This window comes from Polyangiaceae bacterium (assembly GCA_020633205.1).
Lineage (GTDB): Bacteria > Myxococcota_A > Polyangia > Polyangiales > Polyangiaceae > JAHBVY01.
The window spans coordinates 61,262-87,366 of the sequence record JACKEB010000013.1 but is presented as its reverse complement, the minus strand read 5'-3'; the positions used below and the strand labels follow the sequence as shown (position 1 = coordinate 87,366).

Here is a 26,105-nt window from a genome sequence, read left to right as displayed (position 1 = left end):
TCGACGCCGGGGTCGAGTAGACCAACGCCCATGAGGGAGGAGGACGAGCAGGAGGACCTAGCGCGGCAAGAGCCAGCGCTGGCCGATCCGGACTCGGAGCCTTCGGAAGACATCGCAGCGTCCTCCGGCCTCTCTTGGTGGGCGTTGGTTGGCTTACCCGGATTCGGCGTGCTGGTGATCGGGTTTGCGTTGTTCGTCGTCGGCGCCCCTCGCCCGTACGTCGCCGCTCGCCTCTACGGGGGACCGCTCGAAGGCCAAAGCGAGTACCATCTCAGGCTCGAAGCGGCCGAACGCTTGGGAGAGTTCGAGAGCCCTCGACAGCTTGGACTCCAGGTGCACGCCCGGACTGCGGACGGACGTGAAGCTTCCTGGGGAGGCCAAACGGATCCCCAAGGCAACGCCGAAGTCACACTGGGGTTCGACGCACCAACCGAGGGCCCCCTGAGCCTCAGCGTCAGCTTGGATCGCGCACAGGCCGAGTTGCCGAGCGGCTACGTGCTCGCCCGCGGCAACGTCACGGCACTCGAGCGAACCTGGCAAGACAACGTGAAGGTCGGGGAAACTTGGACCCAGCGCTCTCAGGGTGACCTGATGCTGCGAGTCGCCCCCGCACGCGGTGTCTACGCGGTCCCGTTCCGCGACGGCCTGTTCATCGAGGTAACTCGCCAAGGCAAGCCGGTCGCGGGGGCGGACGTGCAGCTCGGGCTGGACGGCGCGACCTGGTTCGAAGGCGGCGAAGAGGGTGGCGAACGGCGACGGACGGTGAGCGACGAGCGAGGCCGCGTTCACGCAGAGCTGGTGCCCGACAGCCACGTCATCACGCTCGAGGTGAAGGCCCGGCTCGAACAGCCGAGCGGTGAGGCGCTATCAGGTCGCCTCGCCTGGCGCTTGCCGGTGGTACCGGGGGCGATGGACGCGCAAATCGACGGGGAAGGCCAGGCGCCTGAACTCGTCGTGACTTCTCCGGTGGAACGGGAGCGGGCGTACATCGCGTTGTTGGATCAGAGCGCCCGCTGGGGTGGCGGCAGCGTGGAGCTCCAGCCATCCCCAGACGGCAACTACCGAGGCCGCTGGCCCCTACCCGCCAATTTCCGTACAGCAAAACACTGGGCGCTCGTCTCCAGCGAATCGGATTTCACGAGCGCAGGCGCGGTGGGCTGGCCGCTGAGCGATAGCAGCGAGTCACCGCAGCCCATCTTGCAGGCTCGGGAGATGCACCTACTCGACGGCTTTCCCGCGGCCTACCAGCGGGACAAGAGCCGCGTGTCCCGCGCAAGGTGGCTCGCAATCGGTGTCGCGTTGCTGTCGGGAGCGCTGGTGCTCGTGCTCTTGCTGCGTCGCGCGCAGGAGTCCCAGGCGACGCTCGCGGCACACCTCAAGCAGCAGGAGGCGCTTGGCAACACCGAACGGGGCGCTGACGCTAGCTTGCAGGCCCCTCGCTACAGCTTGACGTTGGTCCTGGGATTGATTTGCGTGGGCTTGGCGTTTCTGATGCTCGGATTATTGGTGCTGTACCGAGCCCACTGAGGCGCCGTGCCGGCTTTTTCAAACCGGGTCAGCCAGCCTCGGAATAGACTCTCCGCCTATGGCATACACACCCAGCCGTTACCGTGCAGGCCGTGTCCTGAGCGCAAGCTTCGTCGTCACCCTGGTGGGGGCGAGCGGGTGCAAGGCCACTCAAGGGGGCGGCAGCGGCGCGACCGGTCCGATGGACAGTCCTGGTAAGCCGTCAATCTTCAAAGGCGATGGCAACGGCTGTCGCTACGCGATACCGCAGCACTGCCCGCCTGACGTCAGCTGCAATCCGCCTCCACCGATGTACGCGGACTGTCCGCCCAACATGCGCGACGGTGCCGCTCCCCCGTCAACGCCCACCTACTTACAGGACACCGATATCGACGATTTCCGCCCGGATAATCGTGCCGAGTGGATACGTATCCGGCGCCAGTTCTCGGCGAGTCAAACCGCCTGTTACTATACAGCTGACCGCTACTGCCCCGGCCCTGACCAAGCAGGCCACTGCGAAGAGAACCTGTATCAGAAGGTGCCGTGTCAAGCCGGTCCACAACCGCAGGCAGAACAACCCATGCCGGAAGGCATGCAGAATCCATTTTGGGTGCAGAGCTTCGTCGGTATTCGCGCTGGCGCCCGCTGCGAGCGGTACCCCAGCTTTTGGTGCGACCCGGGTCAAAGCTGCGTGCTGCCGAAGGGGGAGCTCGTTGATTGCGCCAGCAATCCGCCAACGGGAAAGCAATGAGCGAAGCGCTTCCGATGTACTCAAGAGCCGCAAGCAAGCTCGCCACTTTCATCGCCCTTGCGTGCGTCGGCTGCGGTGCGAGCAGCGCACCCGCTCACGAACCGAACACGCCGAACATTGAATCCGCAGGGAAATCAGCGCACCCCATAGCGTTGGCGTTGGACGGCGCTCACCCGGAGCGCATCAAGCTACGCTGGCAGGAGGAGATCGGTGGGCGGGGCGTAGCCGTGGCAGTGGAGCGCAAGAGCGCCCGCGTGGCCGCGGTGGTGGAGGGCAGCCCGGTGAAGCTGTACGACTACTGGTCCGGCAAGAGCGCTGGTGTCTCCGCCACTTGCACCGATGTGCTACGGGGTGGGGTCTACTTGCTCGATGGCAAGCTGATCGTGGTGTGCGCGAGTCGCCTCGAGCTGTACCAAGTGAAGGGCATGAAGGAGCTCCCGGCGCCTACGCTTGCGGAGAGCCCAGCGACCGCAGCCACTCTGGTCTGGCCCTGGCTCGCGGTCGGCCACCACGACGGGGTGATCCGCCTCTACAACCTGCAGGACGACAAGCGCCTCGAAATCGCCGTTCCCGGTCCCCCAATTGACGTGAAGAGCCTCGCCCTCAGCAAGGACGGCAGCACGTTGGCGGTGGCCTGGGTGCAAGGCTCGATTTGGTGGTGGAAAGTGTCCGAGCCGGAGGTCCCTCACCCCCTAACCCGCTACGAGAGCGAAAGCGATGCCCTGACGTTTGATTCCACGGGGCAATGGCTGGCTGAGGAAGGGGAAAAGTCGCTGACCAGCGTTTGGTCCTTCGAGGGCGAGCCGAGTCGCCGCTACCAGCGCAAGCACGGCGCCTGGATCAAGCGCATGCATTTCACGCGGGACGGCAAGTGGCTATTGCGGGGCGGGTCCCACGGAGTGGATCTGGTCGAGGTTGCTGGAGAGCACACGCTGAGCCTCGCCGCTGGTCTGGTGGAAGACGTGGCCCTGGACCCCGATCAAACGAGTGTGGCCGCCGTGGATCGCAAAGGTCGACTCAGCCTCTGGCTCTCGAAGCCCTAGCTCGGGGCCGCTGACAAGTGCCAGCGGCCGCCACGCGCAACAGCCCGCTAGTCGACGGTGAGCACAATCGCTGTAACGAGCGTCTTGCCAGTGGCTCCCGCGCACTGCACGCGCAGGCTGTAGGGCCCGGGAGCCGTCGAGTTGAAGCCAAGGACAGCGACGGGATCTGGATCCTTGTCGGTCGAGACGGGATTTCGGCTGCTATCCACCAACTGGAGATTGATGTCGGTGCTCGCCGAGTCACCGGAACCAAGCAGCACATGCTTCTTCCGCAGGTTCAAGCCACCAAAGGTGATCTCCTCACCCTTGTCGAGCACCGTGCCGTAGAGCGCCCAGTTCGTTTCATCGTGGAAAACTAGGCTGTTCCCGATGCCGCGCTTGGCGACGCCAGCGGACAGCTGCGCGGCCTTCTTTACCCCGCCATAGACCGACTCCTGGATGCGCTTGACCGGGATGTCCAGGCCACCGCTGCGCATCACTCCGAGGGTCACGAAGCTCGAGTCGCTGCCCGGAGCAACCTGGGTGTGGACGGCATAGGAGCCCGAGGTAGCCGGGGTGAACACCACCGCGCCCTTGGAGCCGCCCGCCAGCTGCTGTCCCGAGAGATCCGTAACCGTGATTTGGACGCCGCTCGCGCGACTGCTGCCCGACACGAAGACATACATCACGCCCGCATCGAAGGTGCGAGTGAACCTCACCGGCTTGCCGGGATACATGTAAGCGCCCATGAAGGTCGCGGCGGTGTCGTCGAAGCCCACGGTGAGTCCCTTCGACTCGCCCAGTCGCTGAACCGCAAGCGTCGCCGTCGACATCTCGTCGAGGGCCTTGTTCATGAAGGTGCCGGGGCGCCAGCTCGACGGAGCGACATCCACTGCCGGTGTACCGCGCGGAATTGGTGCAGGTGGAGGAGTCGACGGAGGTCCGCTCGTCGGTCCGCCCTCGAGCTGAGCCAGGAGTCCATCCACGTTCGCGTCTGCCACCACCTTGGGATCGACGCTGGAGGAAGGCGCTGGGGCTTCAGCCGTGGGCTCCTTCTTGCTGTTGTCGATAGTCGGCGTTTCCGCCGGGGGTGCTCCACCGCAAGCTCCGATGAAGGCGATGATGCCGCCCAGCGCCAACGCGGCTGCAGTGTGTAGCCTGACCGACCCGTGACCGTTGTCCCCTTCGCGCATGACGATGCCCTTCCCTCTGTGTGTCCGGTTACGACCGTACTGCGCCCTAGGTCGCGCTGAGCATGGAGCGCGCTGTTCGGCGTCCGGACACGAACTCGATGTTCCTCAACCTCACAGCGTCCACATCCAGTGAGCAGGAGTCAATGTCCCGTTCGGGGGGGTGCCAATGTGTGCTGTGCTGATTTGGTGTGCACACTCTGCAGACCGACGAGGCTGTTTTTCCCTGGTGGGAGCCAGTCCTACTTTCTCCTAGTTCCAAGCGCTGAAACCGCTGTAAGACCGGCCGGAAAGCCATGGCCGCAGTCAAAGAGAACAGCTCTGTCAAAGAGAACCGCCCTGTCAAAGAAAACCGCGTCAAGAACAGCGCCGGAGCCAAAAGCGAAAAGCGCGAGAAGCGTGGGAAGACAGCGAACCGCAAGGAGCGCCGGGCTGCCGCGAGCAAGGCCAAGAGCGAACGCGGTGACAAGCGGAGCGGCGGCCGTGTTCACGAGCGGCGCTTCGACGCGCCTGGCCTAACCACGACCCCGGTGGCCTTGATTGGAGGCGCCCTGGGCGCGCTGGCCCTCGGTGCGGGTGTCCACGGTCAGTGGATCCGGGAAGAGCCCCTCAAGTACGCGCCCTTCTTGGTTGCGGGCGGCGCCGCTGCGCTGATGGCCGCGCTGGTGTTTGGTGATGCAGCGGCCTATCCCGTGCGCGTCGGCGACGCGGGCGTCGCGGTGGAGCGCCGAGGCGAAATCTCTCGGGTGCTCTGGTGCGACGTGGAGTCGATAGTTCTCCAGGGAAACGACCTGGTGATCAACTCGAAAGAGCTAGTGCTGCGCATCCCGGTCAAGCTGCATCAAAGCGCCGTCGCGTGGATCGTGAAGGAAGCCAGCGAGCGCCGTCCCGATCAGCTCAAGCTGAGCGACGACGAAGAGAAGCAGCTACCTAGTCTTCCGAGCGCTACCTACGAGCGGCTTCCGGTCGAGGGTTTGCAGCTCACGGGGCGAAAATGCGCCGCTAGCAAGAAGACGATCACCCTGGAGGAGGACGCGCGCCTGTGCCCCAACTGCGGCCAGGTGTACCTCTTCCAACACGTGCCGTCGCAATGCGTCACTTGCGATTCCAAGGTGGGCGCTCGCAGCATGCGACTTGGTTGACAGCAGTAGATGCGCGCGCCAATCGCACATCTAGTTTCTCCGTAGCCGTTCCGCGCTGTCCTGGTGGACTTCTGCGTCCCACGCCCCTATCCGTAGCCGCATGAGCGACGTACGTGAAGTCTGGAGCGTGGCGGTGCTGGGCGCCGGCACGATGGGCATGGGGATAGCGCAGCTGTGCGCCACGCGCGGGATCACCACCCGCTTGTTCGACGTCCAACACGCGCAGCTCGAGCGCGCCGACTCCGGGATCAAAAAGCAGCTCGCTCGCGCCGTGGAGAAGGGGCGCATGAGCGAAGGCGACTCGAAAGAAGTCCTCGGGCGCATCACGCGTACCGAAAACCTCGAGGAGGCAGTCGCCGACGCCGAGCTGGTGATCGAGGCGATCCCGGAACAGATGGATCTCAAAGTAGAAATTTTCCGCTCGGTAATTTCCAGCACGGGGGAGAACACACTGCTCGGCTCCAACACCTCGAGCCTTTCATTGACGGAGCTTGGCAAGCGCCTGGGCGAAGCGGAGCGAGTGGTCGGACTACACTTCTTCAATCCGCCGCCCGTCATGCCCCTGCTGGAGATCGTGCGCGGGCTCTCCACGAGCGAAGCCAGCGTCGAGCGCGCCCTCGCGTTCGCACGTCAACTCGAGAAGGAGCCGATCGTCGTCAACGACTTCCCGGGCTTCGCCTCGAGCCGCCTCGGTGTGGCGCTCGGCGCGGAAGCGATTCGCATGCTGGAGAGCGGCGTCGCATCAGCCGTGGACATCGATCGTGCGATGGAACTCGGCTACCGACACCCGATGGGCCCGCTCAAGCTCACGGATCTCGTAGGACTCGACGTACGCCTAGCGATCCTGGAGCACCTGCATCGAGAGCTCGGCGAACAGTTCCGTCCTCCGGCGCTGTTGCGCCAAATGGTGCGCGCCGGTCGCACCGGAAGGAAGGCCGGCATCGGCTTCTATCGCTGGACGGATGAAGGTCCCGTGCCTGCCTGAACCGACCAACGCACGCGCTGGTCCTTCGCCTCACTAGACGTCTCGAGGGTTTGGGGGTTAGGAGAAACGTATGGCAGTGCAAGCAGTATACGTCGTCGATGCAGTTCGCTCGCCCATCGGCCGCTACCGCGGCGGCCTCAGCTCCGTGCGCGCCGATGACCTGGCAGCACATGTGATCAGCGCGTTGGTCGCGCGCCAGCCCAAGGCCGCCGAGCGCATCGATCAGGTGGTGTTTGGTTCCACCAACCAAGCGGGAGAAGACAATCGCAACGTCGCTCGCATGGCGCTGTTGCTCGCGGGGCTGCCTTACGAAGTGCCCGCGGTGACCGTGAACCGTTTGTGCGGCTCCGGGCTCGAGGCCATCAACGACGCCGCGCGAATGATCGCCCTCGGCGAGGCCAGCGTCGCGATCGCGGGCGGCGTCGAGAGCATGACGCGGGCCCCCTACTCGATGGCCAAACCAAACGAAGCGTTTCCGCGCAGCGCACCCGAGATCTTCGACACCACGCTCGGGTGGCGATACCCGAACCCCAAAATGGCCGAGCGCTTCGAACTCATCGGCATGGGTGAGACCGCGGAAAACGTCGCAAAGAAGTTCGGCATCACCCGGGACGAACAGGACGAGTTCGCGCTGAACTCCCAGAAGAAGGGCGCGGCGGCCTGGGAGTCTGGTGCTTTCGATGGCGAGGTGATCCCGTTGGAGATCCCTCAGAGGAAGGGACCTCCGCTGAAAATCGAGCGGGATGAGTCCCCCCGAGGCGACACCTCGATGGAAGCGCTTGGCAAGCTCAAGCCTGCTTTCCGTGCGGATGGCAGTGTCACCGCCGGAAACTCATCACCTCTGAACGACGGCTCCGCCGCGGTCATGCTCGCCAGCGAGTCCGCTGTGAAAGAACTGCGGCTCACTCCCATGCTGCGCTTCGTGGCGGCGGCGACCGCGGGCGTACACCCGAGCTTCATGGGTGAAGGCCCAATTCCTGCGACCAAGAAGGCGTTGAGTCGGGCGGGCCTCAGGGTGCCGAACATCGACGTCGTGGAGCTAAATGAGGCGTTCGCTGCTCAGAGTATCGCGTGTATCCGGGGCCTCGAGTTAGATCCGGCGCGCGTCAACTTAAACGGAGGCGCGATCTGCCTCGGCCACCCGATTGGTTGCTCCGGCGCACGAATCGTTACGACTCTCGCGCACTTGATGCGCGGTCGCTCCGACGCCCGCGTCGGCCTCGCTTCGCTGTGTATTGGCGTTGGACAAGGTATCAGTACCCTGTTCGAGCGCGCATAGTCTACACGTGCGCCAGCATGGCGAGTCCCCACGGATTCGCCGGCTCCAGCTGCGCTTGCCGCCGCGACGCCGTGGTTCTACCTTCTTTCAGGGTTTCGATTGGACAGCTACTGGCTACGGTACCGCGGCGTGCGTTTTCCCCTCCGCTTGGGGGAAACGATTTTGGGGCGTAGCCCCTACTGCAGCGTCGTGATCCCAGACAACGAGGTCAGTCGCACGCACGCCGTCGTGCGACTCACGCGAGAGGGTCCCGAGATCCAAGACTTGAACAGCGCGAACGGCACGCGGGTCAACGGCGAGCCCATCGACGAGCCGCACTTGCTGAGTGAGGGGGATCGCATCGGCATTGGCAGCGCCGAGCTCGAAGTGGTGCAGGCAGCTCCGGACGCCTATCAAGAGACGCGACAGAAGCCACTCGAACGCACCGCAAGCTCTGCCGAACCGCCGCCTGAAGCGAGCGAGCCCGCAACAGAGCAACCGCCGGCTCAGCGTCGCGGAAACCTCTCCACCACCAAGCCTCAGAACGACTGAGGTCCGGCGCTTGGCGCGCTGAAGCCCAACGTTTGCAGACGCCGTGGCGCGCCAGGCGCTGGCCTCGCTGCGCCTTGGTCTCGCTGCGCCTTGCCTTGAAAACCCCGACCTCGAAAGCCTTTGACGCTCAAAACCAGGTGATTCAGCCACATCCGCCAGCGGATTCGCGCGGTACTGCGGCGATGCTTCCAACCACACGGCCGCGAGGTTAGCCTCATAGTTGGCATGCCGTTTGTCATCCTCGAGAAGCCGCCCGTGTTCATCGCACGACGAGTGGGCTTCGTGAGCCCTGATGACATGGCGGAGATGTTGGAGAGCGCCCGCAGCGTGTTGGCTGCCCGGGATGAGCCCGGCGTGCTGATCTACGATGCGGGCAGCGACTCTGCGGGTCGGCCTGACGCCCGCTCCAGACGACTGACCGCTGCCTGGATGGACAAGCACGAGGCGTTGCTGAAGAAGCGCTGTGCTGGCGTTGACTTCGCATTTCCCAACGCGGTGAGCCGCGGAGTGCTCACGGCGATCTTCTGGCTGCGCTCGCCGCCCTTCCCGACCGGTGTTCACCACTCCAGCCGGGCGGCAATCGAGAACGCCTTGCGCCGCATCGACTCCAAACTCAACCCGGATGATCTGCTAGCCGAGCTCGACGAGGGCAGGCCCCGCGCAACCGGTTGATTTCCCCTGGGGAAATATCAAAAGCAGCCAGCACGAAGGCTCACGGCAACGCGCCGAAGTAGGACGCCGTGCGATCTGCCAGCGCCGTGGGTCCGGCCGGCTGACGGTCAGGGTAACGGACCGGAATACGATGTCCCGGTTCCGGCGGTCCCGTAACACAAGGTCGGCCCGGAAACGTCGATCGTACCCGTGAAGAGGTTGTCGAGCGCACGAAGCGCAATACGTCCTCCACCGCCACTCGCTCCAGCGCCTCCGCAGACAGACCACGTGGCGAGACCTCCCCGGGCGCTAAGGCTCCCTGCACCTTGGATCCTTGGGGAAACCAACAGGAGGCTCCCGCCGGCCCCACCTCCCCCTTGACCCGAACCCGCCCCATCGACACTGATCAGGCCGTCCACGGTGATCGACTGCCGAGCACATAAGAGTAGCGCACCGCCGCCGCTACCTCCATCACCCACTCCGATGCCGCCGCCGGACCCCGCGGAAACGGGCCAAGCAGCAACCCCGTACGTCCCGCCGCCCGGAGCAGTGCCGCGATCCAAGCCTTTCCCGCCGTGTCCGGCCCCAGACCCATAGGTATTCTCGAAGGTGGCCCCGTGCCCTGGTCCGAGACCCTGGGCGAAGCCCTTGCCATCCAACGAGAGCGTGGCGCCTGCCTGAATCTCGATCGTGTCAGCGATCAATGCGGTCGGTTTCCCAGCTGGATCCGAGTCAGCGACAACGGTTACCGGCTGAACCACCAGGCTGGAGTAGCGTGAACACCCGCCGCCCCAAATCGCGTTGGCGGCGACGGACTGACTCCCGAGGTCCTCGCAGTTCACCCCGGCAGCTGCGTACTCACTCAAGATCTCAGCGCAGGGATCGCCGGGCTGTCCCCCACTGCCCGCGGTCCCAGCCGCACCCGCTGCTGCGCCGGCACCTGCGCTACCGGAAGCTCCTCCGACACCTGAGCCGCCCGTTCCCGCGCTGGCTCCAGAGCCACCGCTCGAACTCGAGCCAGCGCTGCCCCCATTCCCACTGCCTGCACTGCCTGCACTGCCTGCACTGCCTGCACTGCCTGCACTGCCTGCGGCGCCCGCCGTAGCGTGTCCATCGTTGACCGAGGTGCTGCTGCAACCCAACGCGAAACACGCGAGACTTCCCCACCCCAGAAGACGCAACATTGGGCGACGATACACAGCAATGGTGGCACAGGTAAACAACCGTTAGCCGCGGACGTCGTTCGGAAGTTTCCAAGCGCAAACGCGTCGCTTCGGCACCGCGCCCCGGAAGCAGTGCGAGTGACGCGCTTGACGCCACTCGCACGAGCAACTTCGGATCACTCGTCGTCCGCCTTCATCCCTTCCTTGAAAGAGCGAATGCCCTGGCCCAAGCCCTTGCCGGCCTCCGCGAGGCGCTTCGGCCCGAACACCAACATCACGACCAGAGCCACGATCAGCCAATGCGCGAGGCTCAAGCTGCCCATGGGTCCTCCAGAGCGTGCGCGCTCACGCGTAGTACCCATAAATCAATAGCGCCACGAACAGCAGGACGAAGACGAGCAACGGCTTCGCGGCGCTGTCATACCGTCCTTCGTCCGCCGCTTGCTCAACCGCTGAGCGCTTGCGTTCTTCTACGACTTCCTCACCAACCTTCTTCGATACCTTGGCCATACCTTACTCCCGTGCGCGAACCGACCGCGGAACGCGCACCAATATTTCCACACAAATAAAACACCCACGGGCTGGCGCCCGTGGAGCTCACGCTTGAGATCGAGACGAACTCAAATGTGTGGAGGAGCTCTGGCTCTGGCGTAGGTCGCGCCGCCAACACCGCTTGACGCCCGATGCCGCACGCTCAGGAGGCGGTAGTCGCTCGAAGCCCCGCAGAACTCCCATGCCTGACTCAGGATGGCGCAGGTGCCATGAACGGCGGGCCCGCGGTCACCCGCATCAGCCGCGCGCTGCAGACTGTCTCGCTCAGCGGCATCTCGATCGTCGCCGCACGGCTCGGCACGTGTTTCCGCGCCCTGCCAGTTGGCCGACGCCGTGCTGGCAGGCAGGACCCACGGGACCTGCCCCGCGCCACAGGCAACACTCAACGCCCAGGCGAGGGACGCCAGAAGAACGCGAGCTAGCGAAAAGCGCGAGTCAGACAGGCCGCAAGCTTGCTTCGCAACCAGGCACCAAGCAAGCCTGCTTGACCCTTCACCGCGCGCATGCCAGAAGCCCAGCAAGTGGTATTGAGCGCAGTGCGCGATCATACCAGCAGCGAACTCGCCAATCCGAACCACCAGGGAACCCGATGAAAGCCAACACCACTCACAGCACCGGACCTGCAGCCCAGCCGACCGCAGAAGCGGCGGTGTGCGCAGTGACGTGGTGCGCAGCCATCGGCGGCTCTTCCCTAGAGGGCTCGGCTGTCAGCAGCGCCTACGTCGCCACCTCCGGCCTCATTGGCGCGGAGCCGAGCGTCGCGCTCGTAGTCAAGCGTGACCGCATGGATGGCGTGAGCCAAGGCAGCGATGAGGAGCTTCTGATGTAGCTCCAAGCCTAAAAACTAGGCTGATTCGCTGCCGCGGCTCCGAAAGGACCCGCGGCTTTTTCTTTGTCCGTCAGCGTTGCACCTGACGGTTTCGGAGGCTCCCATGAGCCAAGCAAGCAGCCTCGAAGCAGAGGCGAAAGACCAAACAGATCCTAGTTCCCTACGGCAACAACCAACAACGGAAATGCAAACGAACACGTTAGAGCAACGCGAAAAGCTCAGGTGGCGGCTCAAACCCTTCCCCGAGCTGGCAAAGCTCGCGTGGCCGATCGCCGTCTCGATGCTGTCTTTCAGTGCCATGACGCTCTCGGACACCTTGTTCGTCAGCCAGCTCGGGGCAGCTCAGGTGGCGGGAGTCGGTTTGGGTGGTGTTGCAGCCTTCACCCTGATCTGCTTCGGCTTCGGCGGCTTGAGGTCAGTCAAGGTGCTGATCAGCCAAGCCGTGGGCGCCGCCCGTCGCGACCGCATCCCACGTTTAGTCGCCGCTGGAGTTCTCAGCGCGGTCGCGCTGGGGTTGGTCGCTGTCGTGCTTGGTCGATTCTTCGGCCCACTGCTGACGAACATGGCTGCAACCACGCTTCAGGGGCAAACCGCCGCTGAATACTTCTGGGTGCGTAACCTTGGCGCGCCGCTGGTGCTGAGCAGCGTTGCCCTGAGGGAAGTTCGCTACGGAGTGGGTGACTCACACTCTCCGATGCGCATCTCCTTGCTCGCGAACGGCGCGAACATCGGCCTCGACTACCTGTTCATCTTTCCGCTCGGATTAGGTGCGGCAGGTGCGGCGTGGGCCTCGGTGGCAGCGGCTGGTCTCGAGTGTCTGGCGCTGCTCTACGTCCAGCGCAGCGACGGCTTTGGCTTTCGCAGCGTGCGTTCGCGGGATGTGCTCGACGTCGTGCGCATGGGTTGGCCGCTGGGTCTGCAGATGCTGGTGGAGGTTGGCTCGTTCGCGCTGTTGACCGTGTTGATCGCCGGCATGGGTGAGACCGACGGTGCGGGTCACCAGATCGCGATGCAGCTCGTTCACTTCTCGTTCCTGCCAGCGTTCGCCACTGGGGAGGCCGCCAGCATCCTCGTGGGTCAGGCAGTGGGCGCGAACGAAGACGGGTTGGTCAAGCGCGTCGGGCGCCAGACGCTACTGCTCGTGTCGCTGTACACCGGGAGCTGCGCCTTGGTGATCGCGCTCTTCCCAAACTGGCTGATCAGCGCCTTCACCGACGACCCGGAGCTCATCCGCGTCACTCGCTCGCTGCTCTACGTGGCCGCCGTCTTTCAAGTGTTCGACGGCATGCACATCGTAGGGCGCTGCGTGTTGCGCGGTACCGGCGACGTACGTCGACCCGCGTTGGTCACCGGCGCGCTCGCCTGGCTCGCGACACCGCCCCTCACGTACTTCCTGGGCAAGCACCTCGGTTGGGGGGCCCTCGGAGGTTGGATTGGGCTGAGCGTCGAGATCGTCGCTGGCGCGCTCTTTCTCTGGTGGCGTCTCGAGCGAGGCGGCTGGAAGCGCGCCGCGGAGCGGAGCCGTCAAGAGCTCGAGAGCGACGTTCCCGTAGCGGTTCCTGCCGAGTAGTCCCAAGAACCGCGAGCACCCAAGGACGGCGTGCGCCCTGAAAATGGGCGTACGCCGTCCGACTTTTATGCGCCGGGCGGCGGGGCTCTACACCCATCTCGGCAGCTCTGGTAGGACCACGTCTCGCGTGAGCGACAGGGGGTCGCCCACTCACTCGCGCGGCAGCTGCCGCGCCTTCTGATGACACTTACCCAAGGACTACCGATGGAATTCCCGCCGATCAACGTCGCAGGTAGCGGCCAGCTCTACGCCCGTATGCACACCACGCAGGGCACGATCGTGCTCGCTCTGGAGGAGCAGCGCGCCCCGGAAACCGTCAAGAACTTCGTTGGTCTCGCCACCGGCGCCATCGCCTGGAAGGACGCCAACGGCCAGAACATGCAGGGCACCCCGCTGTACGACGGCGTGCGTTTCCACCGGGTAATTCCTAACTTCATGATCCAGTGCGGCGACCCGCTCAGCCGTGACCCCGCCAACGCCAATCGCTGGGGTACCGGCAACCCGGGCTACAAGTTCCAGGATGAGTTCCACCCGGAGCTGCGCCACAACAAGCCGGGCGTGCTCTCGATGGCGAACTCCGGGCCGAACACCAACGGCGCGCAGTGGTTCATCACCGAGGTGCCCACGCCTCACCTCGACAACCGCCACTCGGTATTTGGGCACGTGGTCGCTGGCATGGACGTCGTGCTGAAGATCGCGAATGTGCGCACGGGCGCGCGCGATCGTCCCCAAGACGACCAGGTGCTGAGCAAGCTCGAGATTTTCCGCAGTGAAACGCCGCCCGCGGCGTGATGCGGACAGGCAGCGACTAGCACTTGCCCAGCGGCTCGGACGCTACAGCGGCTAGAACCTGCGCAGCGCTGAACGGGCGGCTCCTCTTGGAGCCGCCCGTCGGCTTTTTGTGGCTCGGACCATGGAGGGTTCCTCCCCCCAAACCAAAACCCAAGATCGGGGTGAGTTGCCCTCGCGAGGGCCCAGCGAGTAACCGAATGGAAATGTTCGCGTAGGCCAATCGATGCACAGGGGGACAAAACTGGCACTCGGAGCTAGTTGGTTTGCGAATGTCGCGATGCGTCGCGAACCCCGCACTGGCACGTCGATTGCTTCGACCGGATCCATGCACAGCTCGAGCATCGGCGGTGTGGACCTACGAACCCTGGAGGGCCGCTATCCAGCGGACGACTCGGCTCGCTGGGACGCGTTGGTTTCCGCCCTGAGCGAGCTTGGCGTGCTGCTCCCGAAACGCGAGCCAGGTGCAGAGCAAGAGCTAGTAGTGGTCGTCGAAGAGCACCGCATCCGCGCGACGGTGTGTGACTCTGGCGAACTCCCCCGGGCGATCGATTCCGCCCTCGAACGCCTCGGCGCGCAGTGTTTCCACTCAGGAACAGCCTTGGCCGACCAGCCGGAGCTTCCCTTGGAGCTGCGTGCGCATGCCGTGCGACTCAACGCCTGGCTGGGTGAGTATCCCGAAGGCGAGCTGGGGAGAGCCGCTGGCCTGAGCGAGGCACAGGTCGGCTTCCTTCAAGAGCTCAAGCTGCTTGCAGACCTCGGGCGCCGCGTCGAGTGGTACGAAGTCCTACCCGTTGTCAGCGGCTTCTTCGAGCGGCGAGAAGCGGTCGCGCTGCCCCTTGCAGCCGGTGACATCCCGCGAACCTACGCGAGCCTCGCAACCCTAGAGCGATCCAGCCAGCGGCTCCCGAACGCCACCCACGTGCGTCGCGTACGGGCGATCGGTCTTCGCTAGCAGCTGCGAGTTCTTTTGGGGGTGAGGTGCCCCTTTCAAGCGGAAGCGAGCACCCGCGGAACAGCCGCCTACTTCACGACGCTGACCGTCTCCCCGCGGATTTCAAGCGCCTGAGTGGGACCTCCGTAGTGGTGCGCTAGGCCAACGTCGATGCGCCAAACCTTGCCATCACAAGCTTGAGTCACGCCCTGACTCTGAACCGTATGCCCTACCACCATGCGCTTCAGTTTGAGCCGGTCGAGCACTTCGCTGAGGCGCTTGCAGTCCGCCTTCCCACCGGCAGGCTCTGAGTAGTCGCGGGACCACACCGGCGCGTCATCTCTCGCGATGATGCTTGGCGGAGAAGACTTCTTCCCGGACAACCAGTCGCGCACCTCCTCGTTCAGCCGGCCGAGCCCGTAGTCCACATGCTCGGGGAGCACGCCGCCGTGCACGAACAAGGAGTCCCCGACGATGACCACCGTGTTGCGCTTGGCGAGCAGCGCTGCGTACTTGCCTCCAGGTAACAGCGCCCGGGCACGGCCCTGAGCGGAGGCGGGGTAGCGACCGATCACTGACTCCGGTACCCCGCTCTCTTCGACGTCGGCAAACGCTTTGAATCCGCCGGGAGTGACATAGCGGAAATCCGCCATCGCGTTCATGGTCTCGTGATTGCCGAGGAGCACATGCAAGGCGCCACCTGCCTTCTTTGCTTCCTCGCGGAGAGTCTCGAAGTAGTCGAGGATCTTACGCTCGTCGTCCCCACGGTCTAGCTGGTCACCCGTTTGAACTACGACGAGCTTCCCTGCCTTCCAGTGCCCTGCCTCGTCGACCACCTGCGCCAGCTGGAGGACCTTCCGGGTCGCGTCGAAGTCACCATGCACGTCGCCAACCGCCACCAGGCGCTCAGGAGCAGGGAACTTGAAAGGGATGCTCGGCGTGATGTCAGGGCGGGCAGCGGACTTTGGCGCCGCGGACGACGCGCTGCTCCCGTGGGACTCAAGCGTCGCTTTGCTCTTCGGCTCAGGCTGCTTGTCACACGCAGCCAAGACGATCATCCCGCTCAAGAGCAAGGCGGGGGCAATCGGAAGTCGCATGTCGATCCACTTACCGCCAAATCAAATGCACTTCCACTCGAGGGCGCGTGCCGCAGGCGTCCTCGGCGGCCCGCCGCAAGATGCGAGTCAGCTCACTCTCTATCTCACTCGCGCGCCGCTCTCGATTGCCCTTCGCCAGCTGCTTCAAGCCCCGCTCGAGCTCCTTGCCGAGGCGTCGCAACACCGGCTCCTCATCGTCGAGCCCCGGTAGGCCGCGCGCGCTCACTGCCGGCGCCGCGAGACTTCTCAGGCGGTCGTCGATGACGACGCTCGCGAAGAGCACGCCGCTGCGACCTAGCTCGCGCCGGCGCCGCAGACTCTCGGAGTCGATCGCCCTCCCCCCAAACCCCACGGAAATAGACCCCGAGGTGAAGTCTACATCGCGCTCCAGGCTCGTCTCGCTGAGCAGCGCGGAGTTGCCGTTCTCGATCACCAGACGCTGTTCAATGCCCAGCTCGCGCGCCAGCTCCGCGTGGCCCGTGAGGTGATGCAGGGTGCCGTGCACGGGCATGAAGGCGCGCGGCTCCAGCAGGCGCATCAGCTCCGCTTGCTCTTCTCTCGCTGCGTGCCCGCTCGCGTGGATCTGCCGGTCGTTGTGACGATTGACGAGGTCGACTCCGAGGCGCAGGAAATCATCATGCAGTCGCGAGACCTCGCGTTCGTTCCCCGGGATGACACGGCTGCTCAGGATTACTCGATCCCGCGGTGAGAGCTTGAGCTGGTGATGCTCCCCCCGCGACAGCCGGTACAGCGACGAGCCCGGCTCAGCCTGGGTGCCCCCGGCCAGCACCAGGAGTTCATCCCTGGGGAAACTCTGAGCCTGTTCGGGAGCGATCCGCAAATCGCTGGGCCAGTCGAGCTTGCCCAGGGTCAACGCCACGTCGACCTGGGTGATCAGGCTACGGCCGAGCAAGCAAATCCGCCGACGGCGCTCGCGCGCGATGCGCCCGATGGTGATCAAGCGCTGGATGTTCGAAGCGAAGAGACCGATGACGACGCGTTCGCGAGCCGTCTTGATTTGCACATCGAGCCGCTCGGCGACCTCGGCTTCGCTGAGCGTGTGGCCCTGAGTGTCGATGTTCGTGCTGTCGCTGAGCAGCAGCCGAACGCCGCGCTTACCCAGGGCGCGAAGCCCTTCGACATCCGTCAGCTCACCATCCGGGGGCGCTGGGTCCAGCTTGAAGTCACCAGAGTGCACGACCAAGCCCGCGGGTGTCTCGATGGCCAATGCCGTCGCGTCGCAGATACTGTGGGTCACCCGAAACGACTCGATGCAGAAGGGACCGATATCGTAGCGCTGCCTTACTTCCGTGGGGATCAATCTGAGGGAATCCGGATTGTAGTCGTGCTCGCGCAAGCGCTTGGTGGCCATGGCGAGGGCGTGGGGTGGTCCCCACACGGGCACGTTTGCCCCACGAAGCAAGTAGGGCAGACCACCGATATGATCTTCGTGGCCGTGAGTGAGAAACACCCCGAGCAAGCGGCGCTGCTTGCCCCCTGAAAAGAGCCAGCTGAAGTCGGGATGAATGACGTCGACGCCGTAGTCGCCTTCGGGAAAGCACGTGCCGCAGTCGATCAACAGCACGCCTTCTGGTGCCTGGAGCGCCAGGCAGTTCATGCCGACTTGGCCGAGGCCCCCAAGTGGTAGGAGGCGGAGTTCACCCTGGAGGAGTTCGCGCATCGGAGTTCCCTCTCACCATACTCCAAGGCTCCCGCTCCGGTCAGCAGACGTGCGCACCGGAAGCTGCTACGAAAGCCCGATGCCGGTGGAGAGCCAATGACTGAACAGCGGCCCATGAACGCACAGCGCGTTGGCGTCGAGCAGGCGCTGCAAGCTCTCGCCGACGGATACCGTTACCTGGATGTGCGGAGCAGCATCGAGTTCGCGGCGGGGCACGCGCCAGCTGCCTACAACATCCCCGTCATGCACGCTGGAGAGAGCGGTTTCGCCCCGAACCCAGACTTCTTGCGAGTCGCCCAGGCGACCTTCCCAACCGACACGCCACTCCTCATCGCGTGCCAGGCTGGCGGCCGCTCTCAGGTGGCGGTGAAGCAGCTCACTGCAGCCGGTTACACCCAGCTCTTGGAGCTGCGTACCGGCTTTGATGGTTGTCGCGATGCATTCGGGCGCAGAGAGCCAGGCTGGCAGCGCGCAGGACAGGCCGTCGTGACCGGAGATGACGCCGAACGCGGCTACGGCGCGCTGCTTGCGGCATCCCCGCCATAACCGCGCGGTAACCCCGCTCAGGGCTTTGGAGCTGATGGCTTTGGCTGCTTTGCGGCTCGCTCGTAGTCTTCGGCAGACTTGTCGATCAGCGCAAAGTCTCTCGCGGCCTTCTCCGCTTCAGCGACCAGAAAAGCCGTGAACAGAGTCAGCCCCCAGATCCCATTGTCGCGGCGCCGAAACGGGTAGCGGGTTCCCCTCACCGTCTCCACGCTCGCGCGCTCACCCTGGATGTCGACCTTCGCGACGGCGCTCAGGTCCTTGCGGAGTCGATCCATCCAGCCAAGCTCACGGGCAAAGATCCCAAACACGTCTTTGCCATCGGGAGCCGCAGCGATCTGCTCGTAGCGCTTCGCGAGGCGCGTCCTCTCGGGTTCGGGATACGCGGCGAGCACCCGGTCACGCGCCTTCTTCTTGTAGTCTCTGAGCGTGTAGCAGGCGTGCTGCGCTTCGGTTTCGATATAGGGGAAGAAGTCCTCCGGATGGTCGCGATTGACCGCGCTCATCACTCGCAAGTACGCCCCCTCGGGGGTCTTGTCGCTTGGGTAGCGCAACCACGCCACACCAAACCAAAGAGCCGGAAGACCAATCGCGACTCCGGTTGCCCAGCGCAGCACGCGCCGCCGCGATGGATTGCGCGGCGGTGTGGCGGTGGAAGCAGCCGGCTGACTCACGGCACTCGCATACCCGCGAGTCGCGCGCCGGGCAAGCGCGCCACTCGTTCCGTTTGCTCACAACCTTGCGGAAAAGCCTCGCGAAGGCTAAGCGAGGCCTAGTCGATGTTCTCCTCCCACAGCGTCTGGTGCGTCGTCCCCGCCTACAATGAAGAGCGGCTGCTCCCCCGCATGCTGGGGCGAGCATCCAAGCACTTTGACCGCGTTCTGGTGGTCGACGACGCGAGCCAAGACGCGACCGCCGAGGTAGCCAGCGCCACGCTCGACCCGCGGGTGCAGGTGCTGCGTCATGCCCAAAATCAGGGTGTGGGAGCCGCGATCCGCAGCGGCTATCTCGCCGCCGCAGCAGCAGGCGCAGACATCGTGGTGGTGATGGCAGCGGACGACCAAATGGATCCCGCGGACCTCCCAAGCCTGCTCGAGCCGTTAGTGCGCGATCGCGCTGAGTATGTGAAAGGCAACCGCCTGATCCACGCAGCTGCCCGGCGCATGCCCTGGGAGCGCCGCGCTGCGGGATACGTGCTTGGCTTCATCACGGCGCGCGCGACGGGCTACGCGCTGAGTGACAGCCAGTGCGGCTACACCGCGATCAGCGGGCGCGCCCTGGAGCGACTGGACCTGGACGAACTCTGGCCGCGATACGGCTACCCAAACGACCTGTTGGCGCTCGCCGCCAGGGCCGGGTTGCGCGTCGCCGAAGTGGCTGTTGCCCCCGTCTACGCAGACGAAGCAAGCGGAATCCGCCCTTATCACTTCTTCAGCGTGTGTGCGCTGATCGCCAGGCGTTGGGCCGGAGAGCGCAAGCGCAAGCTATTTCCTCACGGCAAAGTCTTCGGTGGCTTACGGAAGAGCATCACCTGAGTCCCAAAGGCGAGCAAGTTTCGCTCGTCGTCCCAGATCTCGATCTCTGCGCTCGCGTAGCCGCGAAACGCCACGCGGGCCCGGGCGCTGCACAAGAGCCACTGCCGCGTGGTTGACCTGACGAGGTGCACCGTCAAGTCGAGCGAGGGCGCGATGAAGGGTTCGAAGCCAGGCCCCAGGTACTGCACGACGGACGGGGGCATGGTGTCAGCAAGGGCGACCAAACTCAGGAGTTCGAGCTTCCCATCCGCGCCTCTCGGCTCATCCAGAAAGCGCACCCAGCGGGCGTGATGCGCCTCCCCAGCGCTCCAGTCCTTCGCCCATAGGTCGTTGCCTGCGGCGCGCCGCGCCTCGAAGCGTTGAAAGAAGCGCGGTACGACACCTGGAGCAAACGGCACGCCTCCGCTCCCCGCAGGACTCGCCTCGAGTTCCCTTACCTCGGGGAATCGAACCGCACAAAACTCGGGTCCGCTGCGTGGGACGCCGAAGCTCGCGCTGACCTCGAGCCCGAGCTCGTCGGACTCCGCAGCAAACACGCGGGCCCTGAGTTGGGAAACGGCGTTCCCCACGCGCAGCGGCGTGACCTCCACGCGCACCGGCCCACTAGGCACGACGGAGCAGAAGGTCGCGGTGCAACTGAGCGGAGCCTGCTCCCCCCTTCCAAGGCGGCGCAGCTCTTCACGCATCGCGGCGACGCCCAACGCGCTCAAGAGACCGCCCGAAGGACTGCGAAAGCTCCAGTCGTCGCTCAGCTCACCTACGTAGCTGGCCCCGTGATCACCGGACCATTCCAGGGCGAGCTCTTCAGAGAACGAACGGCTCACGCTCAGGCGCTCGCTATGGCTCGCTCGACGATGGTCTCCGCGTGACGCAGGGCGTGCTGCAAGTCGAAGCAGCGATCGAGCTGCTCTGCGCTCAAGCGCGCCTTGATGTCTTCATCCGCGCCGAGCAGCTGCCTGAAGTCACCTTCCCCGTGGAAAGCCTTCATCGCGTTACGCTGCACCATCTCGTAGGCTTTCTGCCGAGGCAAACCTGTGGCGACCAGCTCGAGCATCACGCCCTCGCTGAAGAACAGCCCGCCGCTGCGATCGAGGTTTCGCTTCATGGCTTCGGGGTACACGACGAGTCCCTCGACCACACCAGCGGCCCGCTCGAGCATGAAGCCCAGCGTGGTCGTGGCGTCAGGGGCCAGCATGCGCTCCACCGATGAGTGCGAGATGTCGCGCTCATGCCACAGAGCCACGTTCTCCAGCGCCGGCGTGATCGCGCCGCGCACGATGCGCGCGAGGCCGCACAGGTTCTCGCTCAGGACTGGGTTGCGCTTGTGAGGCATGGCGCTGGACCCCTTCTGACCCTTGCTGAACTTCTCTTCGGCTTCACCGACTTCGTTGCGCTGCCAGTGCCGCACGTTGGTGGCAAAGCGTTCGATGGCCGCCGCAAGAATGCCCATGGCTGAGAAGAACGCGGCGTGCCGGTCGCGTGCGACGACCTGCGTCGCGACAGTCTCAGGCGCCAGGCCGAGCTTGCCCAATGCCTTCGCTTCAATTTCGGGGGTGAGGTGCGCATAGGTGCCAACCGCACCGGCGATTTTACCCACCGCGATTTCTTTCCGCGCCTCCACCAGGCGTGCCCGGCCGCGCTTCACCTCGGCGAGGTGCCCCGCGAGCACGATACCAAACGTAACTGGTTCCGCATGGATACCGTGCGAGCGACCGATCATCGGAGTCTGCGCGTGCTCCCGAGCACGGGCCGTGAGCGCCTCGACTAGGCGGTCTGTGCGCGTGAGTAGCAGGTCGGCCGCTTGGCAGAGCAACACCGCCAGCGAAGAATCGAGCACATCGCTCGAGGTCATGCCTCGGTGCAGCCAGCGAGCCGGCGCGCCCGCAAGCTCCTCTACATGGGTCAAGAAGGCGATCACGTCGTGGCGCGTGGTGCGCTCGATTTCGTCGATGCGTGCCGCATCCAGAGCGAGATTCTGAGCCCGAATGCTCGCTGCGGTACCTTCGGGAACGAGGCCTGCGTCTTCCATGGCTTCGCAACCGGCGAGCTCGACTTCGAGCCAGACCTTGAAGCGCTGATCGTCGGACCACAGTTCCAGAAACTCACGAGGTGTGTAGCGCGGGATCATGGCGAGGGCGGTAGTACAACCCAGCGCCGAGCGCTAGCGTCATGGCCGCCAACTCTCGCGGCGGCCCCGAGAGTGGTGAGTTTCTCAACGCTAGCGGGTCACGCGAGTTCCAGGCTGGGCATACACCTCGGGAGGCAACAGCGCATCCGGGTCAAAGCTACAGCTCATCGCGTGATACTCGATGGGGCCAGGGCTCAAGCCGCTGACGCCAAAGCGCGTCGTCGGACGCACGAGGCTGGGCTGCTCGGTCTCTAGCTGTTCTCGACGAAACAGCCATGCGTGTTCCAGATCGTCGAGGAGGATAAGCGCCGTCTCGCTCGGAGCCGGGTTTGCTGCGGTTGAGACTGCGCCAGCATCGAGGGCGGCCAGGCATGGTTCCTTGGCGCTGCCGTGAAGAACCGCCGAACCCGACATCATCAGGATCTGCGGGTCGCTGGGGCTGTTGATCAGAATCGGGTGGCGCGTCCCGGGAGAAAACGGAGAGACGATGCGAGGCGATTGCTTGAGCTGGTCAGCGTCGCAGCGCCCGGGAGTGGCCCCCAACTGAGCCTGGCTCGGCGCCAACGTGGGAGCCGCATCGACAGCCGTGTTCAGGGGAAACAACAGCGTCTGTGAGAGCTTCCCGCCGATGTCTACGTAACTGAGCTGAAAGGTGGCTCGTCCGTCCACGTAGGTGAGGCGGCGCGAAAGGTTGAGGCCGTACTGTCGCGGCTCCGCCAGGCCGAGAGCTGAGGTCTGGAAGCTCCCGCCCGAGAGCGCCGCGATCAGCGCGATCCCATCCCCGACGATACCCAGGGGCAATGCCTGCCCGTCCACACGCACGTACTCCGTATCGACGCGGCCACCGAGCCGCACCGTCGGCCAAGCAATCCCGGGGGATTCCTTGACCGATTTTCCGTCGAGAAAATATGCAGTTTGATTGTCGCGCAACAGCCGATGGGGGCGCACGAAGATGCCGCCGCTGGCGATGCTGATCAAGTCAGGTGTCGCGCGCTGAGCGCGCTTCGCCCCAAGACTCACGTAGTCTCCAGGACGATACGGCCCGATGTCAGCGATGCGCCCCTTCAGCGACTTGTCGTCCTCGAGGTTATGCCAGGCCACTTCGACGTCGGTGATGTTGGCGCCGGGCTTAGGCACGCTGTAGCGCATGGCAGTCGCACCTTCGACTTGAACGGAGTAGTGAAACGCCACCTGGTCAGGCGCCTTCGCCGCGCCGAGCAGGGTCTCTCGCTCCACTCGTTGACGGGCCCCGCTCTGCGCGGTGAGGAACTCGACTTGCGAGGTATCACCGTCTACCGCGACGCTAAACCAAGCGGCCTTCCCATACGCAGCCATGCTCGCTTCCGGCGGAGCTTCCACCCCTTCGAGCTTGTGCCACGCGCCCTCCGTGACGTTGCAGACGAGCGGTGTGCGAATGCGCACCTCTCGGCGCCGCTCGTCGTGACGAGCAGACAACACGGGCAACTCGATCCGTTCGTCGACCCCCCAGCCGAGCCGTGTGAGCACGCCGCCGACGACGCAACCCAGGGCACCGCAGGCAACATTACCGGTGCAGCTGCCTGAGTTTCCGCACACGGGTGCTGGCAGCGGCCCAAGGCTATGCCATTCGCCTCCGGCGTCTTGTGTCTCCCAGGCTTCTCCGCTGCGCGGAGCGACTGCGAGCGCCCGTCCGCCAACGATCCCCACGGCAACACCGACGGTAGGCACGGATGCCATGGACAAGAGTCGTCCACTCTCGTCCGTGACCACCAACTTGGTCTCAGGCTCTCGCTCGACCACGAACCCGATCGAGCCGTCAGGCGCTGCCGCGCTTGCGCTCACTCGCAGGGCACGCGCGGTTGAGCGCCGCCAAGGTGCCGCGTACTCGTCGATCTGATCGCCGAGCCCTTCGATTTCCTCGGGACGGAATGTTTTGGCCCCATCCTTGGACACGTAAACGCTGAAGACGGAGCTCTTCGCGCGCACGCCGGCCACGTAGGCGCGGGTGCCATCGACCGAGAACCCCAGCGCAAGCGCGTTGCCCCTGAGCGAAGGCGTGGAGGCGGGTACGAAGGCCGTCTCCTGCGTGCCGGCGTCCTCGTCTTCTTTTTCCCCGAGGTAAAACACCCCCTCAGGACGACATCCTCGGCGCTCGGCGCGTTCGGGGCAGAGCCCGGACACCAACACTGCGCCCTTGGCCCCCAGAGCCAGCTTGAGCTGATGAATCCGACCGACGGCGCTGGCCTCGATTTGCGTCCACTTCTTGCCTGAATTCAGGCTCTCGTAGAAATCGATCGGGTGGCTGGTGTCTGCGGCCCGGGTCGTGCACGCCACAACTAGGCGAGTCCCGAATCCGGCGATCTTCGCGGAGCGACACTCCCGGGGGATGGTTGTCTTGCGCACCACGAGAGGAGACGCCAGCTTGCCGACGACAAGCTCCCAGTTCTTCGCACGCGAGTTGGCGGAAGTAAGCTCGAAGTAGCGATCCCCGAGCAGCGTGGCGCGATCGCTGGTGATGGCTTCCGCATCTGGCCCTCTTGGAGGTAAGCCGTCCAGGTTGATACGCGGTGTCGCTCGCTTGCCCGTGAACGGCGCCAAGCGGTCCCCGGCTAGCACGCGGTCCTCAACGACGCCGCGAACGATCACTCCTTTGCCGTCAGGCTCCAGCTTGTACGCCCCGAAGCGCGGGAGCCTGAGCGGCGTCCACGACCGCCCCGCGTCCTCCGTCTTCCACAGCCGCTCGGGTGCGGACAAGGCATACCCTCGCTTCGCATCCAAGAGCTCCACCCCCACGAAGCGATCGGCCACCGTCGCGCCTTGGGCCTTCACAGGTTGCCAGTCAGCGCTTCCTCCGGGATCCGAGAACTGGGAGACCACGAGCTTGCCGTCTTTGCGGATGCCGACCAGCGCGGACCCCGAGGCAGTCACTTCGATGAGCGACTCGAGGGGCTCAACGACGCGAGTGAACTCCCCAAGCGGTGACTCCGCCTCATAGGTCGTACCGCTCGCCCCAACGAACAGCCACCCAAGCTCTCCTCTCGAGAGGATGCTGATGAGCGTTTCAGGGGCGAGGCGAGGTGCGGCCTTGAGTCCAGCCTTGCTACCGATCCACCGCTCTCCGCGGTCACCCGCGAACAGCGTTGCGCCTCCAGAGAGCTGCACCTCGCTGCGCATCCGCCCCTGCTCCGGAGGGTGGTAGTGCCACTCCGCTGGGCTGATGAAGTCACTGTCACTCTGCGCGGGTTCGAGCAGTGAAGGCCGCGGCTGGCTCGGCCGCGGCCGTTCCGCTCCACAGCTAACCAGCTGGACCGCCAGCAAGGCGACGCTACAGAGGCCGCCCCAAACTGCCCGCCGCGTCAGAGGTTTTCCTTTCGGAAGGCGCGAACGAACGGCGATGCGGGGCTCGACGCGCAGAGTCTCTCGGGTCGCGGGCGCCATGGGGGGATGTTACTGCCACGAGGGCGCCGGGGCTCAAGCTTCTCGGCGCGATCCTGTTTGGGTTCGCGCCGTCACCCACTAGCGCCGTGTTTTTCGCCCCCACGCGCTCCGCACGAGCTAACCTTTGCGCCGTGTCCGACGGCCACGCTAGAAAGCCAAGGGATCCAGCCATCCTGAGGAGCGGCGTTCGGCTGAGGCGTCGGGTAGGCCTCGGAGAGGAAGAGCGCCCCACTGAGCGGTGCGCGCCGGAAGTGAGTGGTCTCGCCCTGCGAACGCTTTGCCGAAGCCTGAAGCAGCTGCGCGGTGACGATTGCCTGAGACAGGCTCTCGGGGAGTTGCCAGAGAGCATCGCAGCAGAGCTCGCTCAAGGCGTCGTGCGAGCCGATGGTTGGTATCCGTTGGCTTGGCTGATCGACCTCCATCACGTGGCCCAACGCATCACGAACCTCGGACCCGAGCTATCGAGGACGCTGGGCTACGAAGGCTCACGGCACAACTTCCGCGGCGCACACCGCTTCTACGTCGCGGGCGACGACCCGAGCCTCGTGCTCAAGCGGGCACCTTGGGTGTACGGGCTATTCTATCGGGGCTGCGGCACCTTGGAGATCATCGATGCCGGCCCCGGCTTCGCTCGCGCGCGCTGGCTAGACGCAGTCGGCTTCACGGACAGCCTCTGGCAGGAGCAACTCGGCAGCTGCGAGGCAGCGCTGGAGGTCTCCGGCGCACACGGCCTTCGTGTGAGCTTCGACTGCGGGAGGCGTTCAGGCTCTCCGGTTACCGACCTGATCGCTGAGTGGTCCTAGCCGAACA

At 64.9% G+C, this 26,105-nt stretch carries 26 protein-coding genes; 16 read left to right on the top strand and 10 right to left on the bottom strand.

The genetic code is table 11. The features are described from left to right. The first annotated feature begins 30 nt into the window (after positions 1-30). From H6718_16705 to H6718_16695, 3 genes are read left to right on the top strand one after another with little or no spacing between them, the layout of a single operon-like run. Positions 31-1,527 carry a hypothetical protein gene (locus H6718_16705; protein MCB9587042.1) on the top strand — a complete coding sequence of 499 codons (1,497 nt, stop codon included), beginning with the start codon at positions 31-33 and terminating at the stop codon, positions 1,525-1,527. A gap of 58 nt (positions 1,528-1,585) precedes the next feature. After that, positions 1,586-2,257 carry a hypothetical protein gene (locus H6718_16700; GenBank protein ID MCB9587041.1) on the top strand — a complete coding sequence of 224 codons (672 nt, stop codon included), beginning with the start codon at positions 1,586-1,588 and terminating at the stop codon, positions 2,255-2,257. Next, positions 2,254-3,300 carry a WD40 repeat domain-containing protein gene (locus H6718_16695; GenBank protein MCB9587040.1) on the top strand — a complete coding sequence of 349 codons (1,047 nt, stop codon included), beginning with the start codon at positions 2,254-2,256 and terminating at the stop codon, positions 3,298-3,300. The genes H6718_16700 and H6718_16695 overlap by 4 nt, the downstream gene beginning before the upstream one ends. Positions 3,301-3,347: 47 nt before the next feature. On the opposite strand, the gene H6718_16690 is transcribed toward H6718_16695, so the two are convergent. Beyond that, a complete protein-coding gene (locus H6718_16690; GenBank protein MCB9587039.1) occupies positions 3,348-4,472 on the bottom strand; it encodes a hypothetical protein in 1,125 nt (374 codons plus the stop codon). Between the two features lie 293 nt (positions 4,473-4,765). Between H6718_16690 and H6718_16685 the strand changes: the two genes are divergently transcribed. From H6718_16685 to H6718_16665, 5 genes are all read left to right on the top strand, one after another. Next, positions 4,766-5,611, top strand: a complete 846-nt coding sequence (locus H6718_16685; protein MCB9587038.1) for a hypothetical protein — start codon at positions 4,766-4,768, stop codon at positions 5,609-5,611. Positions 5,612-5,711: 100 nt separating this feature from the next. Continuing rightward, positions 5,712-6,596, top strand: coding sequence for a 3-hydroxyacyl-CoA dehydrogenase family protein (locus H6718_16680; GenBank protein ID MCB9587037.1), 885 nt, complete (start codon positions 5,712-5,714; stop codon positions 6,594-6,596). A 70-nt stretch (positions 6,597-6,666) separates the two neighbouring features. After that, complete coding sequence (locus H6718_16675) at positions 6,667-7,875, top strand: thiolase family protein (GenBank protein ID MCB9587036.1); 1,209 nt, start codon at positions 6,667-6,669, stop codon at positions 7,873-7,875. Between the two features lie 129 nt (positions 7,876-8,004). Next, positions 8,005-8,406: an FHA domain-containing protein gene (locus H6718_16670; protein MCB9587035.1), complete on the top strand. Its 402-nt coding sequence runs from the start codon at positions 8,005-8,007 to the stop codon at positions 8,404-8,406. Positions 8,407-8,631: 225 nt separating this feature from the next. Beyond that, the gene (locus H6718_16665) at positions 8,632-9,078 is read left to right on the top strand and encodes a hypothetical protein (GenBank protein ID MCB9587034.1); all 447 of its coding nucleotides are present in this window, start codon (positions 8,632-8,634) and stop codon (positions 9,076-9,078) included. A gap of 107 nt (positions 9,079-9,185) precedes the next feature. Here H6718_16665 and H6718_16660 read toward each other — a convergent pair whose 3' ends face one another. The 3 genes from H6718_16660 to H6718_16650 all read right to left on the bottom strand — a co-directional run bounded on the left by H6718_16660 (position 9,186) and on the right by H6718_16650 (position 10,730). Further along, positions 9,186-10,241, bottom strand: coding sequence for a hypothetical protein (locus H6718_16660; protein ID MCB9587033.1), 1,056 nt, complete (start codon positions 10,239-10,241; stop codon positions 9,186-9,188). A 155-nt stretch (positions 10,242-10,396) separates the two neighbouring features. After that, complete coding sequence (tatA, locus tag H6718_16655; GenBank protein MCB9587032.1) at positions 10,397-10,543, bottom strand: twin-arginine translocase TatA/TatE family subunit; 147 nt, start codon at positions 10,541-10,543, stop codon at positions 10,397-10,399. A gap of 22 nt (positions 10,544-10,565) precedes the next feature. Next, entirely contained in the window at positions 10,566-10,730 is a 165-nt protein-coding gene (locus tag H6718_16650; protein MCB9587031.1) for a hypothetical protein, read from the bottom strand. 173 nt (positions 10,731-10,903) lie between these two features. On the opposite strand from H6718_16650, the gene H6718_16645 reads away from it, so the two are divergent. The 5 genes from H6718_16645 (at position 10,904) to H6718_16625 (ending at position 14,915) form a co-directional block, all read left to right on the top strand. After that, a complete protein-coding gene (locus tag H6718_16645) occupies positions 10,904-11,194 on the top strand; it encodes a hypothetical protein (GenBank protein MCB9587030.1) in 291 nt (96 codons plus the stop codon). Positions 11,195-11,361: 167 nt separating this feature from the next. Then, positions 11,362-11,601 (top strand): hypothetical protein, encoded by a 240-nt coding sequence (locus H6718_16640; GenBank protein MCB9587029.1) that lies wholly within the window; start codon positions 11,362-11,364, stop codon positions 11,599-11,601. A 103-nt stretch (positions 11,602-11,704) separates the two neighbouring features. Beyond that, complete coding sequence (locus H6718_16635) at positions 11,705-13,171, top strand: MATE family efflux transporter (protein MCB9587028.1); 1,467 nt, start codon at positions 11,705-11,707, stop codon at positions 13,169-13,171. A 204-nt stretch (positions 13,172-13,375) separates the two neighbouring features. Further along, positions 13,376-13,963 carry a peptidylprolyl isomerase gene (locus H6718_16630; GenBank protein MCB9587027.1) on the top strand — a complete coding sequence of 196 codons (588 nt, stop codon included), beginning with the start codon at positions 13,376-13,378 and terminating at the stop codon, positions 13,961-13,963. A gap of 277 nt (positions 13,964-14,240) precedes the next feature. Next, positions 14,241-14,915, top strand: coding sequence for a hypothetical protein (locus tag H6718_16625; protein MCB9587026.1), 675 nt, complete (start codon positions 14,241-14,243; stop codon positions 14,913-14,915). 68 nt (positions 14,916-14,983) lie between these two features. Here H6718_16625 and H6718_16620 read toward each other — a convergent pair whose 3' ends face one another. Next, a complete protein-coding gene (locus tag H6718_16620; GenBank protein ID MCB9587025.1) occupies positions 14,984-15,991 on the bottom strand; it encodes a metallophosphoesterase in 1,008 nt (335 codons plus the stop codon). 10 nt (positions 15,992-16,001) lie between these two features. Continuing rightward, positions 16,002-17,672 (bottom strand): ribonuclease J, encoded by a 1,671-nt coding sequence (locus H6718_16615; protein ID MCB9587024.1) that lies wholly within the window; start codon positions 17,670-17,672, stop codon positions 16,002-16,004. A 96-nt stretch (positions 17,673-17,768) separates the two neighbouring features. On the opposite strand from H6718_16615, the gene H6718_16610 reads away from it, so the two are divergent. Continuing rightward, complete coding sequence (locus H6718_16610) at positions 17,769-18,218, top strand: rhodanese-like domain-containing protein (GenBank protein ID MCB9587023.1); 450 nt, start codon at positions 17,769-17,771, stop codon at positions 18,216-18,218. A 17-nt stretch (positions 18,219-18,235) separates the two neighbouring features. Here H6718_16610 and H6718_16605 read toward each other — a convergent pair whose 3' ends face one another. Then, the gene (locus H6718_16605) at positions 18,236-18,889 is read right to left on the bottom strand and encodes a hypothetical protein (GenBank protein MCB9587022.1); all 654 of its coding nucleotides are present in this window, start codon (positions 18,887-18,889) and stop codon (positions 18,236-18,238) included. 105 nt (positions 18,890-18,994) lie between these two features. Between H6718_16605 and H6718_16600 the strand changes: the two genes are divergently transcribed. Further along, a complete protein-coding gene (locus H6718_16600; protein ID MCB9587021.1) occupies positions 18,995-19,750 on the top strand; it encodes a glycosyltransferase family 2 protein in 756 nt (251 codons plus the stop codon). Here H6718_16600 and H6718_16595 read toward each other — a convergent pair. The 3 genes from H6718_16595 to H6718_16585 form a co-directional block, all read right to left on the bottom strand. Continuing rightward, positions 19,708-20,574, bottom strand: a complete 867-nt coding sequence (locus H6718_16595; protein ID MCB9587020.1) for a thioesterase family protein — start codon at positions 20,572-20,574, stop codon at positions 19,708-19,710. The two genes, H6718_16600 and H6718_16595, sit on opposite strands and share 43 nt — an antisense overlap. Positions 20,575-20,576: 2 nt before the next feature. Continuing rightward, positions 20,577-21,878 carry an adenylosuccinate lyase gene (locus H6718_16590; protein ID MCB9587019.1) on the bottom strand — a complete coding sequence of 434 codons (1,302 nt, stop codon included), beginning with the start codon at positions 21,876-21,878 and terminating at the stop codon, positions 20,577-20,579. A 90-nt stretch (positions 21,879-21,968) separates the two neighbouring features. After that, on the bottom strand, positions 21,969-25,295 hold the full coding sequence (locus tag H6718_16585) for a hypothetical protein (protein ID MCB9587018.1): 3,327 nt from the start codon (positions 25,293-25,295) through the stop codon (positions 21,969-21,971). 131 nt (positions 25,296-25,426) lie between these two features. On the opposite strand from H6718_16585, the gene H6718_16580 reads away from it, so the two are divergent. Beyond that, on the top strand, positions 25,427-26,098 hold the full coding sequence (locus H6718_16580; GenBank protein MCB9587017.1) for a hypothetical protein: 672 nt from the start codon (positions 25,427-25,429) through the stop codon (positions 26,096-26,098). Positions 26,099-26,105 lie beyond the last annotated feature (7 nt).

What these genes read in the sequence shown, in the direction of transcription:
- H6718_16705 (MCB9587042.1), top strand. Translation starts at nt 31, where the DNA reads ATGAGGGAGGAGGACGAGCAGGAGGACCTAGCGCGGCAAGAGCCAGCG.
- H6718_16700 (MCB9587041.1), top strand. Translation starts at nt 1,586, where the DNA reads ATGGCATACACACCCAGCCGTTACCGTGCAGGCCGTGTCCTGAGCGCA.
- H6718_16695 (MCB9587040.1), top strand. Translation starts at nt 2,254, where the DNA reads ATGAGCGAAGCGCTTCCGATGTACTCAAGAGCCGCAAGCAAGCTCGCC.
- H6718_16690 (MCB9587039.1), bottom strand. Translation starts at nt 4,472, where the DNA reads ATGCGCGAAGGGGACAACGGTCACGGGTCGGTCAGGCTACACACTGCA.
- H6718_16685 (MCB9587038.1), top strand. Translation starts at nt 4,766, where the DNA reads ATGGCCGCAGTCAAAGAGAACAGCTCTGTCAAAGAGAACCGCCCTGTC.
- H6718_16680 (MCB9587037.1), top strand. Translation starts at nt 5,712, where the DNA reads ATGAGCGACGTACGTGAAGTCTGGAGCGTGGCGGTGCTGGGCGCCGGC.
- H6718_16675 (MCB9587036.1), top strand. Translation starts at nt 6,667, where the DNA reads ATGGCAGTGCAAGCAGTATACGTCGTCGATGCAGTTCGCTCGCCCATC.
- H6718_16665 (MCB9587034.1), top strand. Translation starts at nt 8,632, where the DNA reads ATGCCGTTTGTCATCCTCGAGAAGCCGCCCGTGTTCATCGCACGACGA.
- H6718_16660 (MCB9587033.1), bottom strand. Translation starts at nt 10,241, where the DNA reads ATGTTGCGTCTTCTGGGGTGGGGAAGTCTCGCGTGTTTCGCGTTGGGT.
- tatA (MCB9587032.1), bottom strand. Translation starts at nt 10,543, where the DNA reads ATGGGCAGCTTGAGCCTCGCGCATTGGCTGATCGTGGCTCTGGTCGTG.
- H6718_16650 (MCB9587031.1), bottom strand. Translation starts at nt 10,730, where the DNA reads ATGGCCAAGGTATCGAAGAAGGTTGGTGAGGAAGTCGTAGAAGAACGC.
- H6718_16645 (MCB9587030.1), top strand. Translation starts at nt 10,904, where the DNA reads ATGCCGCACGCTCAGGAGGCGGTAGTCGCTCGAAGCCCCGCAGAACTC.
- H6718_16640 (MCB9587029.1), top strand. Translation starts at nt 11,362, where the DNA reads ATGAAAGCCAACACCACTCACAGCACCGGACCTGCAGCCCAGCCGACC.
- H6718_16635 (MCB9587028.1), top strand. Translation starts at nt 11,705, where the DNA reads ATGAGCCAAGCAAGCAGCCTCGAAGCAGAGGCGAAAGACCAAACAGAT.
- H6718_16630 (MCB9587027.1), top strand. Translation starts at nt 13,376, where the DNA reads ATGGAATTCCCGCCGATCAACGTCGCAGGTAGCGGCCAGCTCTACGCC.
- H6718_16625 (MCB9587026.1), top strand. Translation starts at nt 14,241, where the DNA reads ATGCGTCGCGAACCCCGCACTGGCACGTCGATTGCTTCGACCGGATCC.
- H6718_16620 (MCB9587025.1), bottom strand. Translation starts at nt 15,991, where the DNA reads ATGCGACTTCCGATTGCCCCCGCCTTGCTCTTGAGCGGGATGATCGTC.
- H6718_16615 (MCB9587024.1), bottom strand. Translation starts at nt 17,672, where the DNA reads ATGCGCGAACTCCTCCAGGGTGAACTCCGCCTCCTACCACTTGGGGGC.
- H6718_16610 (MCB9587023.1), top strand. Translation starts at nt 17,769, where the DNA reads ATGACTGAACAGCGGCCCATGAACGCACAGCGCGTTGGCGTCGAGCAG.
- H6718_16600 (MCB9587021.1), top strand. Translation starts at nt 18,995, where the DNA reads ATGTTCTCCTCCCACAGCGTCTGGTGCGTCGTCCCCGCCTACAATGAA.
- H6718_16590 (MCB9587019.1), bottom strand. Translation starts at nt 21,878, where the DNA reads ATGATCCCGCGCTACACACCTCGTGAGTTTCTGGAACTGTGGTCCGAC.
- H6718_16585 (MCB9587018.1), bottom strand. Translation starts at nt 25,295, where the DNA reads ATGGCGCCCGCGACCCGAGAGACTCTGCGCGTCGAGCCCCGCATCGCC.